The organism is Aliivibrio friggae, assembly GCF_057368515.1.
Window position 1 is genome coordinate 1,250,735 of record NZ_CM170648.1, and the last position, 16,769, is coordinate 1,267,503.

Annotated in this window: 14 protein-coding genes; 8 read left to right on the plus strand and 6 right to left on the minus strand. The window is 36.9% G+C overall.

Annotation, left to right across the window (positions count from 1 at the left end; genetic code table 11):
* Position 1: 1 nt before the first annotated feature.
* Positions 2-2,914, plus strand: coding sequence for an AAA family ATPase (locus AC2INI_RS05865; protein WP_486305578.1), 2,913 nt, complete (start codon positions 2-4; stop codon positions 2,912-2,914).
* 159 nt (positions 2,915-3,073) lie between these two features.
* Here AC2INI_RS05865 and AC2INI_RS05870 read toward each other — a convergent pair whose 3' ends face one another.
* A complete protein-coding gene (locus tag AC2INI_RS05870; RefSeq protein WP_486305579.1) occupies positions 3,074-4,051 on the minus strand; it encodes a phosphotransferase in 978 nt (325 codons plus the stop codon).
* Positions 4,052-4,085: 34 nt separating this feature from the next.
* Positions 4,086-4,544: an RNA methyltransferase gene (locus tag AC2INI_RS05875; RefSeq protein WP_045101852.1), complete on the minus strand. Its 459-nt coding sequence runs from the start codon at positions 4,542-4,544 to the stop codon at positions 4,086-4,088.
* A 94-nt stretch (positions 4,545-4,638) separates the two neighbouring features.
* On the opposite strand from AC2INI_RS05875, the gene AC2INI_RS05880 reads away from it, so the two are divergent.
* Entirely contained in the window at positions 4,639-5,112 is a 474-nt protein-coding gene (locus tag AC2INI_RS05880; protein ID WP_300177848.1) for a LabA-like NYN domain-containing protein, read from the plus strand.
* Positions 5,113-5,275: 163 nt separating this feature from the next.
* Positions 5,276-6,658 (plus strand): alpha-amylase family protein, encoded by a 1,383-nt coding sequence (locus AC2INI_RS05885; protein ID WP_486305580.1) that lies wholly within the window; start codon positions 5,276-5,278, stop codon positions 6,656-6,658.
* Positions 6,659-6,779: 121 nt separating this feature from the next.
* Here AC2INI_RS05885 and AC2INI_RS05890 read toward each other — a convergent pair whose 3' ends face one another.
* Positions 6,780-7,787, minus strand: coding sequence for an OmpA family protein (locus tag AC2INI_RS05890; protein WP_486305581.1), 1,008 nt, complete (start codon positions 7,785-7,787; stop codon positions 6,780-6,782).
* A gap of 146 nt (positions 7,788-7,933) precedes the next feature.
* The gene (locus AC2INI_RS05895) at positions 7,934-9,925 is read right to left on the minus strand and encodes a methyl-accepting chemotaxis protein (RefSeq protein WP_486305582.1); all 1,992 of its coding nucleotides are present in this window, start codon (positions 9,923-9,925) and stop codon (positions 7,934-7,936) included.
* Positions 9,926-10,215: 290 nt separating this feature from the next.
* On the opposite strand from AC2INI_RS05895, the gene hinT reads away from it, so the two are divergent.
* From hinT to lpoB, 4 genes are all read left to right on the plus strand, one after another.
* Positions 10,216-10,566 carry a purine nucleoside phosphoramidase gene (gene hinT, locus AC2INI_RS05900; RefSeq protein ID WP_122035091.1) on the plus strand — a complete coding sequence of 117 codons (351 nt, stop codon included), beginning with the start codon at positions 10,216-10,218 and terminating at the stop codon, positions 10,564-10,566.
* Positions 10,567-10,635: 69 nt separating this feature from the next.
* Entirely contained in the window at positions 10,636-12,033 is a 1,398-nt protein-coding gene (locus AC2INI_RS05905) for a COG3014 family protein (protein ID WP_486305583.1), read from the plus strand.
* A complete protein-coding gene (locus tag AC2INI_RS05910) occupies positions 12,033-12,422 on the plus strand; it encodes a YcfL family putative periplasmic lipoprotein (RefSeq protein WP_122035087.1) in 390 nt (129 codons plus the stop codon). The genes AC2INI_RS05905 and AC2INI_RS05910 overlap by 1 nt, the downstream gene beginning before the upstream one ends.
* Before the next feature lie 49 nt (positions 12,423-12,471).
* Positions 12,472-13,062 (plus strand): penicillin-binding protein activator LpoB, encoded by a 591-nt coding sequence (gene lpoB, locus AC2INI_RS05915; RefSeq protein ID WP_122035085.1) that lies wholly within the window; start codon positions 12,472-12,474, stop codon positions 13,060-13,062.
* Positions 13,063-13,134: 72 nt separating this feature from the next.
* Here lpoB and AC2INI_RS05920 read toward each other — a convergent pair whose 3' ends face one another.
* Positions 13,135-14,895, minus strand: coding sequence for a methyl-accepting chemotaxis protein (locus AC2INI_RS05920; protein WP_486305584.1), 1,761 nt, complete (start codon positions 14,893-14,895; stop codon positions 13,135-13,137).
* Between the two features lie 436 nt (positions 14,896-15,331).
* Here AC2INI_RS05920 and AC2INI_RS05925 point away from each other — a divergent pair, with 436 nt between their 5' ends.
* Positions 15,332-15,670 carry a YggL 50S ribosome-binding family protein gene (locus tag AC2INI_RS05925; RefSeq protein ID WP_045101861.1) on the plus strand — a complete coding sequence of 113 codons (339 nt, stop codon included), beginning with the start codon at positions 15,332-15,334 and terminating at the stop codon, positions 15,668-15,670.
* 94 nt (positions 15,671-15,764) lie between these two features.
* Here the strand turns inward: AC2INI_RS05925 and AC2INI_RS05930 are convergent, their stop codons facing one another.
* Positions 15,765-16,508 (minus strand): class I SAM-dependent DNA methyltransferase, encoded by a 744-nt coding sequence (locus AC2INI_RS05930; protein ID WP_486305585.1) that lies wholly within the window; start codon positions 16,506-16,508, stop codon positions 15,765-15,767.
* Between the last annotated feature and the right edge of the window lie 261 nt (positions 16,509-16,769).

Below are 16,769 nucleotides of genomic sequence, written 5' to 3' on the forward strand. Positions count from 1 at the left end.
GATGAACAAAAATAAAATAAAGAAGATAACATTGGATAGTTTCAGAGCTTTTTCTGATCAGAAAGAATTAGATTTTGAAATTGACAATAAAGTTGCTGATATAGTCGTTGTTTATGCTCCAAATGGCACTGGAAAAACTAGTACTATTGAAGGTATAGAGTGGGCAACTACGGGGAAAATATCTAGATTAGATACAATCATTTCTAATAATAATGCAAGGAATAGAAATCCTAAAGAAGGAAATATATTAAAAAATAGATATAGTGGTAAAAAAATGGGTTCTGTTACGTTGGAACTTGAAAATGGACAATTAATACATAGAGAAACTAAACCAAAAAATAAGAGAAACCACGATTACTGTGAAGGAATATTCAAAAGTTCTATAAAGGAATTTGGGGATTTTAATAATAATATCCTTAGCCAAGGGGCAATTAGTAAATTTTCTTATGAAGCGAGTAGCGGTAGTCTTTTTCAATCATTAATTAATAGTAAAGGCAATTCAGAAGATGTTGAGGTATATGATAAGCTCAATTCAATTAAAAGTAGCATAGATAAATCCAACTCAGAGAGAAAAACTGAAATATCATACATTAATTCTCTGATATTAAAAGAAAATGAAGATGTCTCTTTGCTTGAGAATAGTACCACAGATGAGTCTGGTTTTTATTCTTCTGAAGAGTATTTATTATTTAGTAAAAACTTTACATGTTATGAGGATATGTCTAAAAAGAATGTTAGTGACTCTATTAATTATCTTTCTGAAGTTAAAGTATCGTTTGATAACCTCAAGTTAAAACTAATAGATTTTGATCTGAATGACTATAGAGAACATTCTAAAAATTATTTTAATGCATCTAAAGTAACACAATTAGAAAGTGTGTTGATAGAGAAAAATGCTGAGTTTGAACGTATTGAAACTCAGTCTGCTAATATTGGGTCAGAAAAGGAAGTATTAGATAATTTTATTTCGCCTAAGAATATTGAAAATATAAATAATAAAATAAATAAATTCAATGAGATTAATTCTAATATTACTAAGTGTAGCTCCTACATTGATAAGCTTTCCAATTTAAATGGGATTGTGCAGAAAAGTGTAAAGAATGTAAGTTTAATAGACTTGATAGATAGGGATAAAAAACTCTCTATTGCTGAAGGGTTGATTAACGTTCTATTTGGAAAGGTTGATAATGATGAAATTACGCTTCTAGATGAAAAGCAATTTATAAGTAAAATAAATGATAAAATAAGCTCTAAGTCTAGAGTATTTGGCTCTATAACAAAGAAATCATTTATTAACGAAAACCGTGATCTCAAACATGTTTTGGAATTGGACAAGAAATCACTTGCTCTTGAACAATTAAATATAAAGATAAAAAACTTACATAGCGAGAAAGAGAAAATAATTTCATTTGAAGAAAAGCTTGGAATTATCAAATCTTATGTTATAGAAGTTATAAATGAAAGAACCTTGAGTAGTTGTCCAGCCTGTGGGGTTGATTATGATGATACAAATAAACTAATAGAGTCAGTAAACAGCTTAAAAACTGATTCAAGACAACTCATTGATGGGGCGATAGATACCCTTAACAATCAAAAGCTCGAACTAATTGCTGAGATTAAGACCTTAAACGATATGATCGATAACCAAGTTTCGGTGATAAAACAAGGAGTGCATAAAGAAATTGAACAATTTAGAGAAAGAAAACAGCAAGCATTGAATCTTTACTCTTGTTTGTCAGATCTAAATATTCAGTATACGAAATTTAATATAATTGGTTTGCTGAAAGAAATTTTATCGTTCAAAAATTCGATCGAAAGTCGATTATCTGTGCTTTCTAGAAGAAAAGATAAATATGAACGTTGGTCTGAACGAATCAGTTTTCAGTTATCTGGAAAATCACAAGAGCTATCTATATATGAAAGAGAATTTAAAAGTTTAATCGTTACGATTAAAATGCAATTTGATCTAAGCATCAATGAGTTAATTTTAAAATCAAGTTCGTATCATGTTTGTCTCTTTGAGTATAATAAGCTGAAGAAAGTTGATAAGAAAGTAACAAGTGAACTTAAATTTTTTGAAAAACAGTTAGCAGAATTAAAAGAAAATATTTCAAATCTGAAAGTTCATGCAGGTTTTTCCAAAGATATGATTATGAGAGATGTTATTGAAATTGCTCAGAAAAAGAAGAGAATTATTAGAGCAGATTATAATTATATAAACAGCCAAGTTGTATCATATAGAACGAGAAATAATTTATTTTTCGTTGATCTCATCGTTAGTATTGAACAAAAGTTTTCGGCATTCTTAGGCAATCTCTTAACGTCACAAAAAATAATGAGCAAGAAAGAAAGTATTATCGAGAATGAAAAATTATTGGAAGCTAAAGATAGAGATCTAAAAGAAGGTAATTCTAAGTTACAAAAGGTCAACCTAGCATTAGGTGAGACAATGTCTTATTTCTCAGAGTTAGCAAGTGATAGTATTAATAGTGAAGTTTTGAATGATATGTTTATGTATATTGAACCTCATTTAAAATATGATGAAATATCACTTCGTGTTGACCTGAATGGTAATAACAAAGGCATTTATATCCAAGCTAGATCTAACTCTATGGATGATGACAATACCCCCATTTATTACCTGAGTGAAGCTCAAAATAATATATTGTCGATTTGTATTTTCCTTGCTGACCATGCAAGAGAAGTTGAATCTTCTATCAATTCAATTGTAATTGATGATCCTGTACAAAGTATGGATGATTTAAATAGCTATGCTTTAATAGATTTATGCAAAATCTTTTCAAGAAGGTTTAATAAGCAAATAATAATAACTACTCACAATAGAAGTTTCTTTAATTTGTTTAGAAATAAATTACCTGAAGAACGTTACTCAACTAAGTTCATTAGTTTGTAGTTTGGAAAGAGCCAGTAGTTGGCTCTTTTTTTATGTAACTAAAATAGTTTTTTCGTAATTCCGATAGAAAATGAACGACCCTAAAATTAAATAATGTACTGAGCCCCCAACAAAATTAATGGTCAATTTTACATGATAATTACGGAATTGAAACTTTCCCTACAACCCCTTTAACGCTCTTTCTTTAAGCTCTTCCGTATACCCATTAATCTTCCAATGCTCTGGGCTCCAGCCTTTTACAAAGCGTTGAAAATCAGCCCAAGCAATGCAGAACAGTGGTCGCCACTCTTGCTCAATATCGTCACTTGCTTTTGTGTTGCCTAAACGTAATAGGGCGGTGTTAAGTTGCGTAAAGTAATGATCCAGTAATTCATTCTCAAGCTCTGCGCACTGTTCTGGCTTTACTGCACTGCTGATAAATAAGATCACATCCTTCATGCCACAGCCTTTTCCTATGTATTGGAAATCTACTGCAGCGACCTGATTACCATCTTTAGAAAAGCAGAAGTTCGCTAACTTAGCATCACCATGTACCAAGGTTTGGTAGCGGCTGTTTTTTAGTGTTTCATCAATTTTAACTGCGGTTTGTTTTAATGGTAAATCCGTTAAGGCTTCAAGCTCATCAGGGCGCGTGTCTAAATGCCAATAAGTGCCTGTTTGCCATAATCCTGTAGGTTTTACATTAAGATGTTCTGCGTGAAAGTTCGCAAGCCACGTTAAGCAAGCTTTGGTTTCGTTTATTGAGGCGCTGGTTTGTAATGGTCCAGTTTTTACGATTGGAAAACCGCAGGTTGCTAAATCTTCCAATACCAAGATTAGCTCGTTATCACGTTGCTCTACGTATAAACAGCGCGGCACAGGACAATGGGTAGAAACCGCATTGGCGTAATCTTGATACCAATTGAGTTCCACTTGATAAGAGTCGAGTTTACGTTGGTGTGATAAATCCGTATTCCAACCTCTAGGGTGCACTTTAGGCTTGGGTAAGGTGATCTGTTTAATGATAATAGAAGAGGTGGGTGCTTGGGTTAAATGCAAACGCACCAACTCCCCATAGCCGCCCCACAAGGTTTGTAGGGTATCGGTTTGGGTAATTGATGCGTTTTCGAAACCCGAAATACGTGATAAATCAAACATGTCGAGTTCCTTTATTCATCTAGCTTAACGTAGATTATTTATGGTTGGAGAAGTTTTCGCCTTTTGCCATGCGATCATACATGATCACGTTCACAGCAGCGGCTAAGTTCATGCAACCATTGGTTGGGACATAAATAGTCTCACGGCAGAAATCTGTGATCTCTTTTTTCAATGTACCGTCTTCAGGGCCAAAAATGTAAAACGCACGTGGTGGGTGCTTGTAATCTGGCAGAGGTTTTGCGCCTTCAATAAGATCGACAGCAACTGGTACGCAATCTAAAGGAATGATGTCTTTTAGATCTTCAACGCCGATCAATGGAACGTTAAGATGCTGGCTTTTTGTATCCGTACAAAACTGCTTTGCGATATCGTAACGTTTACCTGTGTAAAAAACAGAGTTTACATTATAGCAGCCTGCCGCTCGCATTACCGAGCCTACGTTTTCAGGTGTTTTTGGGTTTACCAATCCAATACAAGAATAGCCTTTAGTCATTTTACCGTTTTTCCAATACAAAATTTGCGCGAAGTATACCTAAATTAAAGGGATTCATATAGACTCATTGGATAATTTCCTAGGAAGGTGAAATATGAAAACGGTTGCAATTCTTGTTGATGTGCAAAACATTTACTACACCACGCGTGATGTCTACCAACGTCATTTTGATTACAACGCATTATGGGCAAAAGTAACCGATGGTCGTACCGTCGTCGGTGCTAATGCTTATGCCATTGCGCGTAGTGATGATAAACAGAAGCAATTTCATAATATCCTTCGTGGTATTGGTTTTGATGTGAAGCTAAAACCTTTTATTCAGCGTCGTGATGGTTCAGCAAAAGGCGATTGGGATGTAGGTATTGCCCTTGATGCTATTGAGATGGCTGAGCAGGCGGATATTGTGGTTATTTTGTCGGGCGATGGCGATTTTGACTTACTCGTTAAGCGAATTCAGTCACGTTTTAATAAAGAAGTTGAAGTGTATGGCGTGCAGAATTTAACCGCTAATTCTCTTATCGAGGCGGCTGATCGCTTTATTCCAATTGAAGATAACTTGTTATTATAGAATAAGTTAATTGTTGGTATTCGTGACGGTATCGTTATGAAGTACTGCTTATACTCCTCGTCTACGCCTTAGATCTCCTACTGAATTTTATAGAGTTAGGGAGGAGGGAAGGCAAATGGGAACTTTTTATAATTGAATGATGTTATGTAATGGATAAAAAATAATGGATCAGCAAACACAATGGCATTCAGTTGAAGTTCCTGCGATGAGTAATGTCATCCTACATGCTTTTGATTGGAATTATGACTACATCACAGAGCAAGCCGAATTGATTGCCAGTTTAGGGTATCGCTCAGTGTTGGTGTCGCCTGCAATGAAATCATTAAGCTTACCTTCTGGTTCAAAGTGGTGGCAGAGATATCAACCACAAGATTACCGCCTGATTGATAATCCTCTTGGCAACACGCTTGATTTTAAACGCATGGTTGAGCGATTAGCTGAACTAAGCATCTGGGTTTATGTTGATGTGGTGTTTAATCACATGGCCAATGAATCGGATATTAGAGCGGATCTTGAATACCCAAATCAGTGGGATAGAGAAGATTACGCCCGTGATCCAGAAAAGTATGAAGCATTAAAATTATTTGGTGATTTATCTGAGCCGCTGTTTTCTGAATCTGATTTTGTCGAAGCCTTTGGGATCGAAAATTGGAACGATAAGTGGGAAGTTCAGAATGGCCGAATTTCAGGTGGGCCTCATGATCCGGGTTTACCAACGTTAGCCGATAATGATCATGTTATTGAGCAACAGCGTTCATACCTAAAGGCGTTAAAACAGATTGGTGTGAAAGGCTTTCGTATTGATGCAGCCAAGCACATGAGTTTAGAACATCTTAAGAAAGTATGGGATGAAGAGATCACTCATGACATTCATATTTTTGGTGAGATCATTACCGATGGTGGTGCCACCAAAGAAGAGTATGAAACGTTTTTGAATCCATACTTACAAGAAACAAAGTTAGGCGCTTATGATTTCCCATTGTTTAATACACTGTATCAAGCATTAGAAAAAGATGGCTCTCTAACCAGTTTAATCGACCCATATATTTATGGAATGGCAATGTCTCCACTACGAGCGATTACCTTTGCGACCACTCATGATATTCCAAATAACCACGTGTTTAAGTCTTTGGTGATGAGTGAGGAAAATGAGTGGCTTGCTTATGCGTATTTGTTCGGGCGTGATGGCGGCATTCCTCTTATTTATTCAGAGTTTGATGTCAGTGGTATAAAAAACAGTGCCGGTGAAGCTCGATGGAAAGAAGAGTGGTGCTCTGAACGCATGGCAACACTGATTGCTTTTCATCATGATATGTATAGCGAATCACAGGGACATGTCGCAGCCAGTGATGATCACTTAGTCTTCGAGAGAGGAGAGAGTGGTATCGTAGCGATAAATAAATCGGGTCATAATATTGAAGTGAATATGCCAGTAAGCTCTGATGTTGTGTGGCTAGAAAGAACGTCACACACTTATTATGCGCCGCAACAGGGAAATCTTAGATTCTTTATTCCTGCAAACTCTTATCTGCTGTTTTCACGCTAGTCATTACTAGAGTAGAAGTCATAAGAAGTAAGCATAAAAAAGGTGGATAATTTATCCACCTTTTTGTTATCTGCAATAATAAAATGTGACAGAAAATTGGAGCAGATACACTGGGTGAGTATTAATATTCAAAATTAGGGATATCGATATCTACTCGACGGTTTTGACTTCTTCCCTCGGCTGTTTTGTTGGTTGCGATTGGGTTTGATTCTCCTTCACCACTTGCGTTTATTTGCTCTTCTTTTACCCCTTGTTCTTGTAAATATTTAGAGACAGAATTTGCTCGGTCTTCTGATATTTTTTGGTTGTAAGCTTCTGAGCCAGATGAATCGGTATGGCCAACAATGTTTACACTTGCTTGTGGGTGTGCAACTAAAATAGCTGCGATTGAATTAAGTTCGGCATAGCTTTCTGGTGCGAGTTCAGAACCATTATTTTTAAATAAGTTTTGATGTGATTTAGATTGTTCTTGCTTGATTGGAGCTGGCTCCATTGGTTTTTCTTCCATAGGCTCAGCCATTTGCTTTTCTGGTTCTGGCACGACTTCAACTTCTTCCTCTTCTTCTATTGATGTCGCTTTTGAGGCGTTTCCAAAGGTGTAAGTAAGACCTAGTGAGATAAAGTGTGATGATAAATCATAGATGTAACTATCATCGATATCGTCAAAGTATTGGTACTCTAGGCGTAGGGCTAAGCTTTCATTAAGCGCTAATTCACTGCCTAAGCCTGCAGTGAATACAGTATCATTTGCGTTGCTATAGTCCATATACGCGGCACCCGCCTTGAGGAATACGTCAATGGTATCGGTAGCAGAGAAAGTATAACGAGGAGCTAATGAGAGAGCGGTAAGACGACTATCAACGTACTTTGTTGTGCCGTTATAAGAATGACTAGATTCAAACTCGCCAATAGAATCAAATCCAAGCTCTAGGCCCCATCGTTCTGTAAAGTGGTAACCACCGTATGCCCCAAAGCCAAATGCATCATCATCACAGGGCCCAGAAGAAGCACACGCATCATCAATGAGGCCAAGACCTAATTTAGCACCGACGTATGTTTCGGCGAGCAAGGGGGAAGAGAAACCTATAGAGGTGAGAGTTATAGCAGCAAGTAAAGATGATCTTTTCATATTTCTTTCCTTCTATTTCAAAACACACAAGTAGCACCGTACGTTTAAATAGTAGAACAGGAAAAGCATCTCTGTCGGTTTTAGGTTGTATTTTATATGATTCTATTTTTTAGTTGAGGGAAAAGTTTTCCCTCAACGTATGTTAATTACACTTTAAATTGATGCACGATATCGCTTTGTTGGTGTGCTAATTCATTCAGTGTTGAGCTGACATTGGCAATATCATTCATTGCTGTTTGGTTGTCTTCTGCAATGTGGCTAATGTCTTCAAGACTGCGTGCAATCTCTGTGGTTGTTGCACTTTGCTCGTTGGCTGCTTGAGAAATATGATTACTCATGTGGCTTATCTCATCAATCAAGCTTTGGATCATCACCATTGCATTATTTGCTTCATTCGTTTGAATTACGCTTTGCTGCATATCTTCCACGCAACTCTCAATCACAACGGTTGTTGTTTTAGAGCTAGATTGCAAGTTAGCTATCATGGCTTCAATTTCCGACGTCGATTTTGCGGTACGTTGAGCAAGAATACGAACTTCATCGGCAACGACAGCAAAGCCACGGCCTTGTTCGCCAGCGCGTGCTGCTTCAATTGCGGCATTAAGTGCAAGTAGGTTAGTTTGCTCGGCAATCTTGTTAATTACATCAAGAATTGAGCCTATTTCACTGCTGACTTTTTGTAAATTACCCACGGCTTGTACCGATTCATCAAGACGGCTTGATAGCTGCTCAATGGTTTGTAAGTTACTTCGCATTACTTGCTGCCCATGTTCAGAGGCCGCTTCTACTTCTTGAACCTTAAGTAGTGAGCTTTCTGAGCTTGAGGCTACTTCAACAACAGAATGTTCCATTTGAGTCATGGCTGCGGCGACGCTCGTGGTTTGTTCACGTTGATTAAATAGCTGTTGCTTGGCTCTTTCTGCCGTTGCACTGTTATTTTGAGCCACTTCAGTTAACTCATCAGAAGCACCACTAAGTTGCAGTAATACTTTTTGTAGATTATCTGCCAGTGTATTGATGTGGCGAGAAACTCGGCTAAATTCAGTATTGTGCTTTGTTTCAATTCGTTGAGTCATGTCACCTGAAGTTAACGACTCTAAAATCTTAAGCATGTTTTGTAATGGTGTTCTTACTGATGAGGCTAAGTGGAAGCCAACAAAGGTAGCTAATAGTGAGACGACAACACCAAGTACAAGTGCTTTATAAACACTCTGTTGGTAAATATCCTCAGCAACTTGCAGCGATTGTTGTAGGTCTTGGTTTGCTAATTCATTGAACGATTTTAGTAAAACAAGAGCGCTATCGATTTGGCGAGCCAGATTTGAAATATTGCTATAAAGGGTATCTGTTGCATCTAAATAGGCGAAGTGCGTATTAAGAATACCTTCTTTTTTGCCAACTTCTAGACTGAATTGGCTAACAGGATCATCAAAGGTTTCTTTTAGCTGAGGCAGCTGATTTACCAAACCACGGTAAGCGTAATTTAGGTGAGTAACGGCTTTTTTGTTTTGGTTCACGGCTTTTTTTACAAACTCAATGTCATTGCTTGCTAATGCATCAGAAGTGATTAGCTCTGCATCTTCAAGTTTAACAAAGTAGCTCTTTGCCATCATTTTTACGGCAATGCTCTCTTGATCGTTAACATACTCTTTCATGCGCACACTTAATTCAGTGTATAGACGCTGGAAGTTACGGATTGATTTTTGTTTTTCATCTTCAGCAAGTAATAGCGCTTGGTAGTTATCCATCGCAGTTTTTGCTTCAGTGAAATAAGCTTGCTGTATAGCAGACAACTCTGTTCGTTGTTGCTCTCCGGTATTCTTCTGTTCTGCAACATTCACTAAACGCTGGAAAGTAGTATTAAAAATCTCTTCTGCAGCAATAAATTGTTGCTTTGATTGCTGCATTTGAGCAGGGTCGCGTGTCGTTAGAAAGTCTTTAAATGATTTGTCCGCTGCTAAGAGGGACACGCTGGTTTCATTTGATAAGCTAACTAATGGTAAGGAATCAGAAGATACAGATTTCATTTGGTTGTGGATATTATTCGTGCCGTTTAGCATGAGGACAACCGTCGTTATAAACAGAATAACAATAAGTGAAAATCCTGCATACATTCGACGTATAACGGAACTGTTCATGTTTCATCTCTCTTTTTTGTTAACGCAAGACTAAAGTTGTATTTGTAGGGAAGTCTTAATAATGTGAACGTATAGCATTAATAGTATGGAGAATCGCCCCTACATGCTGTGACTAATCTATAAAATTAATAATGCTGATAGAGATATCAGTCTCATTTATGAAATGTGATTTTTGTCATTACTAAGTAATTTGTCGCTAACTTAATCGTCAAGTTATTGTTTTCGAGAAATTTGTGACGCATACTAGAGCTAATAGTAAATAAAAAACTGTGTTTTATTGGAGAAGCTTCATGGCTGAAGAAACGATTTTTAGTAAAATTATTCGCAAAGAGATCCCTGCGGATGTGGTTTATCAAGATGATTTAGTTACTGCGTTTCGTGATATTAACCCACGAGCACCAAGCCACGTTCTAATCATTCCAAACAAATTGATCCCAACCACTAATGATATAGAGGCTGAGGATGAGTTAGTCATGGGTCGCTTATTTACGGTTGCTAAGAAAATAGCAAAAGAAGAAGGCATTGCTGATGAAGGTTACCGTTTAATCGTTAACTGTAATCCACACGGTGGCCAAGAAGTTTATCATATTCATATGCACCTTGTGGGCGGACGTCCATTAGGTCCAATGCTGTTAAGTTAATAGTTCTCTATAATAAGGCTCCTATGTTTGGGGCCTTACTTTTTTCAACTAAAGAGCTAATTTATTTAAATGACATCATTATTTAAAAAATCCATCATTCTCTCTTTTACCCTAATGCTTTCGGGGTGTGCCAACCTGTCTGTTGGAAATCTATTCAGTCATTACTCTGCTCAAACTGACGAAACATACCAATTAGTTAAAAATGGTGAGGCTAAGATTGCCTATAGCGAAGAAGCCCCTGAAGCGGGTGGGCCAATTTTAGATAATTTAGAGCGTGGTCGTATCGCTTTATTGAGTGAACAATATGCAGAAAGTAAAGCGGATTTTGAAGGGGCAGAACAAGCAGTAAGAGTGCAAAGTGACCAAGCTGTCATCTCTGTATCAGATTCTGCGAACCAAGCCGGTTCATTAGTGACTAACGATAACTTGATCGATTATAAACCTGCAGATTATGAGTTGGGTTATTTGCACCTTTATCTTTCATTGAATTATTTAAAAAATAATGATTTAGAAGGCGCGTTGATTGAAGTTAGAAAAGCAAACTATATTCAAGAACAAGCGAAGCGAGACAGGGAAAAAGAGTTACGCTCAGCAGAAAAAGACGCTAAAAAGGAAGGGGTCGACGCTAATGTCGGCGCAATCTTAGCTAACTATCCTGATGTTGGTAATAAGCTGGCTGCTGTTCAGAATGGCTACCTTTTCTACTATTCTGGCTTGTTGTTTGAAACGAATCGAAATTATAGTGATGCTTATATTGATTATAAGCGAGCACTTGCGGTTGCTCCGAACAATAAAACAGTGATTGAATCTGTACAACGTCTCGCTCGCCGACTTGGCATGAGTAATGACATTAAGATGTTAGAGAAACAGTATGGGGCGTATCAAGCTCCTAATCGCTCTGATAGCCGTGTGATCATTATTGATGAGCAAGGAATAGTACCTCAGTTATCTGATTGGCGATTACGTTTGCCAATGTGGGACAGCCAAGGTAATTTTGTTCAGTATAATTTATCGTTACCTTACTATAAGCAAGTGAAGCTTGAAGCCTTCTCACCACTTAAAGTGAACGAGCAAAGTGTCACATCTGATCGTTTATCTGACGTTACATTGATGGCGCGTAATGATCTTAATGAACGAATGCCTGCCATGGTTATTCGCCAAGCGCTGCGAGTCGTAGCAAAAGATGAATTGCGAAAAACATCAAGAAATACTAAAGAAGAAGAGTTAGCGAATGCACTATTAACTATTTTTAACTCACTCACAGAGCAGCCTGATACTCGTAGCTGGCAAACATTGCCATCACTAATTAGCGTAACCAGTTTGAATGTTGATGCGGGTGAAAATAAAATTCAATACCTAGGGAATGAGCTAGACTTTACAGTAAAAGAAGGACATACCGTTGTAGTTTGGGTTTCAAGGCAAGGAAACGCTGTCACATGGTGGCATAAACAATTAGGAGAAATATAATGAAAAAATGGCTTATCGTATTGTTGTTACCATTGGCACTAGCAGCATGTAGCTCAAGTCAAACGGCTGGCATTAGCGTGGATAGCAGTACTCAAAAAGTTCTTTTTGGTGATAATGTTCTTGGACATCGTTTATCGGTAGAGCAGATTAGCACTCAAGACAATAACGGTTTGGTTCGAGGTATTGTGTCAGTTACAAGTAAATTCTCAGGGGATCAACAACTTCAATACCGTTTTTATTGGTATGATGCTCAAGGGCTAGAAGTGAATGGTTCTGATTCACCTTGGCGTACTTTTATTGTTCGTGGTTTAGATACGATGAGCATTCAAGGTGTGGCAATAAAACCTGAAGCGACTCAATTTCGTGTTCAAATTCGTACATTAGAATAGACCAATTCTATTCATTTAAGATAGAAACCACTTACTAGAGGTAAATAAAATGAAAAAAAGTGTTGTTGCATTATTAGGCTTGGCTGTATTACTCGGTGGTTGTTCTAATAAAGTAAGTTACGGTGATGCTCAAGCTGTTGAAACAACAACAGTAGATTTTGGCTCAACGGATCTACAAAAGATTGCGGGTGAGATGACAGAAAGCATGTTGTCTTCTGGCGCTGTTGCTCAAATTACTCAAGGCAATCGTCCAATCGTTTTTGTTGAGAGCATCAAGAACAAAACAAGCGAGCACATTGATACTGAATCAGTAACAGATTCAATCAGTACTAAACTGCTTAATTCTGGTAAGTTCCGTTTTGTAGATATGGATCGTGTAGAAGCAGTACGTTCACAACTTAACTTCCAAAATAATGATGAGCTAGTAAACCAAAACACAGCAATTCAATTTGGTAAAATGGTCGGCGCTCAATACATGCTTTATGGCAACCTTTCTAGCATCGTGAAAAATGCAGGTAGCGACAAAGACGTTTACTACAAAATGACAATGCGTTTAATGGATTTAGAAACAGGCCTTATTGAATGGGCTGATGAAACTGAGATCCGTAAGCAGCAAGAGAAAAGCTTATTAGGTTGGTAATTACTAAACTCTAATTTGATGAGATGAAAGCCAGAGCGGGAAAGTGCTCTGGCTTTTTTATATTTAGTACTATTAATTAGACACTTTGAAGAAGCCGACTTCTGTTTTTAACTCTTCAACTAATGCAACCATTTCTGTGTTCGCATCAATTGCTTGAGTTACACCTGATAAATTATCAACAACCATATTTTTAATATCTTCAACATTATGGGCAATATTTTGGTTCACAATTGATTGCTCTTCAGATGCTGTTGCAACGGATGAATTAATATCAACCAGTAACGTTACTTTCTCTGAAATATGATTAAATGCGTTTTCAATCTTACTTGATATTTTTGCTAAATCATCAGTCAGGTGTAAGTTGTTTTCCATTGAATCAACAGCTTTTGTTGCTTCAATTTGTAGGGTTGAAATAATGGTCTGAATATTTGCAGTCGAGTCTTGAGTTTTAACTGCCAGAGCCCTAACTTCATCAGCAACAACGGCAAATCCTCGGCCTTGCTCTCCTGCTCGAGCTGCTTCAATTGCGGCATTTAAAGCGAGCAGGTTAGTTTGGTCTGAAATGTTTCCAATAACATCAACCACAGAACTGATGTTGTCTGATAAGATTTTTAATTCTTCAATAATACAAGAAGACTCTTTAACAGAAGATGAAACACGTTCAACGATAGATGATGACTCTTGTAGTGTTTTTAAACTATTAGAAGAGAGAATTAAGGTAGAGCTAGTTTCTCCCTCTGCAGATAGCGCATTCGCTGCAATATCGTTTGCGGTTGTTGCCATCTCAGTTATTGCTGCTGCGATATGGTCAATATGCTGAAGTTCTGATTCAGAACGCATCACATTGTTATTAGTAACCTCTGAGATTTGTTCCTGATGTTCAGATAATTTGTACATGATTATATTGGTTTTTGCCATAACATCAGAAATACGTGATTGTAAGCTTTCTAACGATTCAGTGATTAAATCTATTTCGTTCCCTGTTTTAGGTATTGATAGATTGGTAAAATCACCACCAGCCATCAATTGAATGTTTTTTACAACACTTGGGATATGTGAAAGCTCTCTACGAACAATAATAAATTGAGCAAGAGTCAGAATTAAGCCAAGAGCAATAAGCACGCTAATTAAAGTAGCTTGAATATTTTGAGCATTTTGAAAGGTAATCGTTTGGTTAGTAAATATGTAACCGATAATCCCGTGAGAGAATGGTACTCTTACTAAACTAAAATAGTCCCCATCGCCAGTATCAATAAACATTGGACTGTCTGTCACTTCTTTATATGACGGTCGAATGTCAAATAAGTTTTTATTTACCCAATTAGTTGATTTCCTATCAGCCGCAACGATATATCCATCTTCAGTCGTTAACGCGAATTCTATGCCGTTGTCAGGTATTAAGGTATTTAAGTTAACGCCAACAGCTATTACGCCAACGACTTGGTTGTTAAATAGAAGCGGGGCACTGGCTGTGATCTCATAGGAATTGCTGTTTGATCGGTAAGGTGCTGATATATTTACTTCTTTTTTATCATTAATAATGGTGTTGAACCATTCTCTATTGCCCTTTATGGCATTAAAATTTGGATTCCAGCCATTTGCACTAACAGAGAAAACATCGCCATTTAGGTTTGATATGATGGTATTACTGTATGCATTGTTTGATTTTACGATATTTTTTATATTATTTAATATCAGCTCTTCATCGAAAGGTTGATTTGGGTCTAATTCTAAGGCGGCAGACAATGACTTTATAGAGCCATATATTCCATTTATTGCTGTATTATAATTAGCTTGTGTCACATTGAGCGCAATCTTACTTGCATGGGTCATATTACTTTCTTTATATGACGTTAAAAATTTCTCCGATGCAATAATAGTTAAAGTAAGGATTATTAGTATAATTGAGCAGAAAATTAAGGTTATTTTTTTAATCATTTTGAAGGTTTATAATAGTTTGAGGCCGCACACCTTACACTGCTATTTTCAGGTTTGAAAATGAAATTTTCTTCTATTTAATAGGTTTTATTTTTTTTTATAAATAATATAAATCAACTCGTGTTTATCTTCTGTTTTTTATCATTATTCATATTCAATTTATTGTTTAGTAAAGGTTTTTATTTTCATTCTTTAGGGAGTGGTCATTGAATCAGTTACTTCCTATACAAGGTTTTCTTTGCGGTGTTGAACGATTATTTTCAATCAAAGCTTGGGAAAGCTGATGGAAAGGAGTATAAGTAGTGTTAGATAAATCAAAGAGAGAAATGCTATGAAACTGAATAAGTTAGAAAGTAAAAATCGTCGTATTCGTAAAAAGTTATACTTAGGTGAGTTTGCGATTCTTGGTTTTGAAGTAAGCTGTACTACTGAATTTAAAGACTTTGACCAATATGATGTATTCGTAGATGACTTCATTGATTACATCAACAGCATTGAGCTATGTTTTGGTGGTGGTGGCCTAGAGCTATTTGAAGGCTTTATCTGTTCAACTGAGCGTTACCGTTCAGCAACAGCAGAAGAGCAGCTTCTAGTGGCTAACTGGTTAGACAGCCGTCCTGAAGTGAAAAAAGTAGAGATCAGCGAATTAGTTGATGCTAACTACCTGTAATACCTACTCAGAGTCAATTCTATTCTGATGAGTTATTAAAGAAAAATCCGCCTTGGTTGGCGGATTTTTTATATGTTAACAATTGAAAGTAGGACTATTTTTTCACACAAACAACGATAGCATTGCCTGAACCATCATTTAATGGTGTGATTTTTTCATAATCATGTTCAAACATGTGAACCTCAAAGTAAGGTTCTAGCAGTGTTTTTAGTTGCTCAAAATCAACCGCAACCATTGGGTGCTTGTCATCCCAAACTTCTGTTACACCATCCGTTGTCTTTTCTATTTTAAGCAATAAGTGTTGTTGTTCACCTTCACCGCAATAGTTCCAACCTGATTGGAAGGAAAACTGGCTGCCTTCATGCTCTGCTGGATGCTTTACAAATGATCGATTGTCGATCTTGTTTCTTGCTACAGAGTTAAAACACAGCACGCCTTCTGGCTTTAATGCTGCATGAACACTGGCAATGCATTCTGACAGTTTTTCAATATTCGCATTGTAGTGAATCGAGTAAAGAAAACAGGTGATTAAATCCAGAGGTTCTTCAACCTTGAAGTTACTCATGTCATGCAAAATAAACTCAGCTTCAGGGTTACGCTGTTTTGCAATATCAAGCATAGGTTGGTTTATGTCTAACCCTTTTGCATGATATCCATAATTAATAAAGTGTTTAACGTGAGGGCCTGTACCACACGCTAAATCGAGATAATCTCTTCCTTGATTACCAAAGATTTGATGTATACGGCGAACAAAGTTACTTTGCTCTTGATAATCGATATCCGCACACATTAAATCGTAATAGCCAGATAAATCAGTATATAAAGCGTTAGAGGACATTATAGTCTATCCAAAATAACACCAGTCTACTTTAAGTGTTTGATTAACCGCTTATTTGGAAAGGTATGTAATACCAATCGTAGTAAATAACTGTTCATCATAACTGGTTAAAATGCTCGATAACTACGTTGAAATTTTTGATTGTAGAATAACTACTTATCGAAAAATGTCGCCTTGTTCTCAAGCATTTTTCCTGCGTTATTTCTGATCACTTACTTACTGTGATTGGTATAAGAAGTACGTCTGATAAGGAGCTGTATT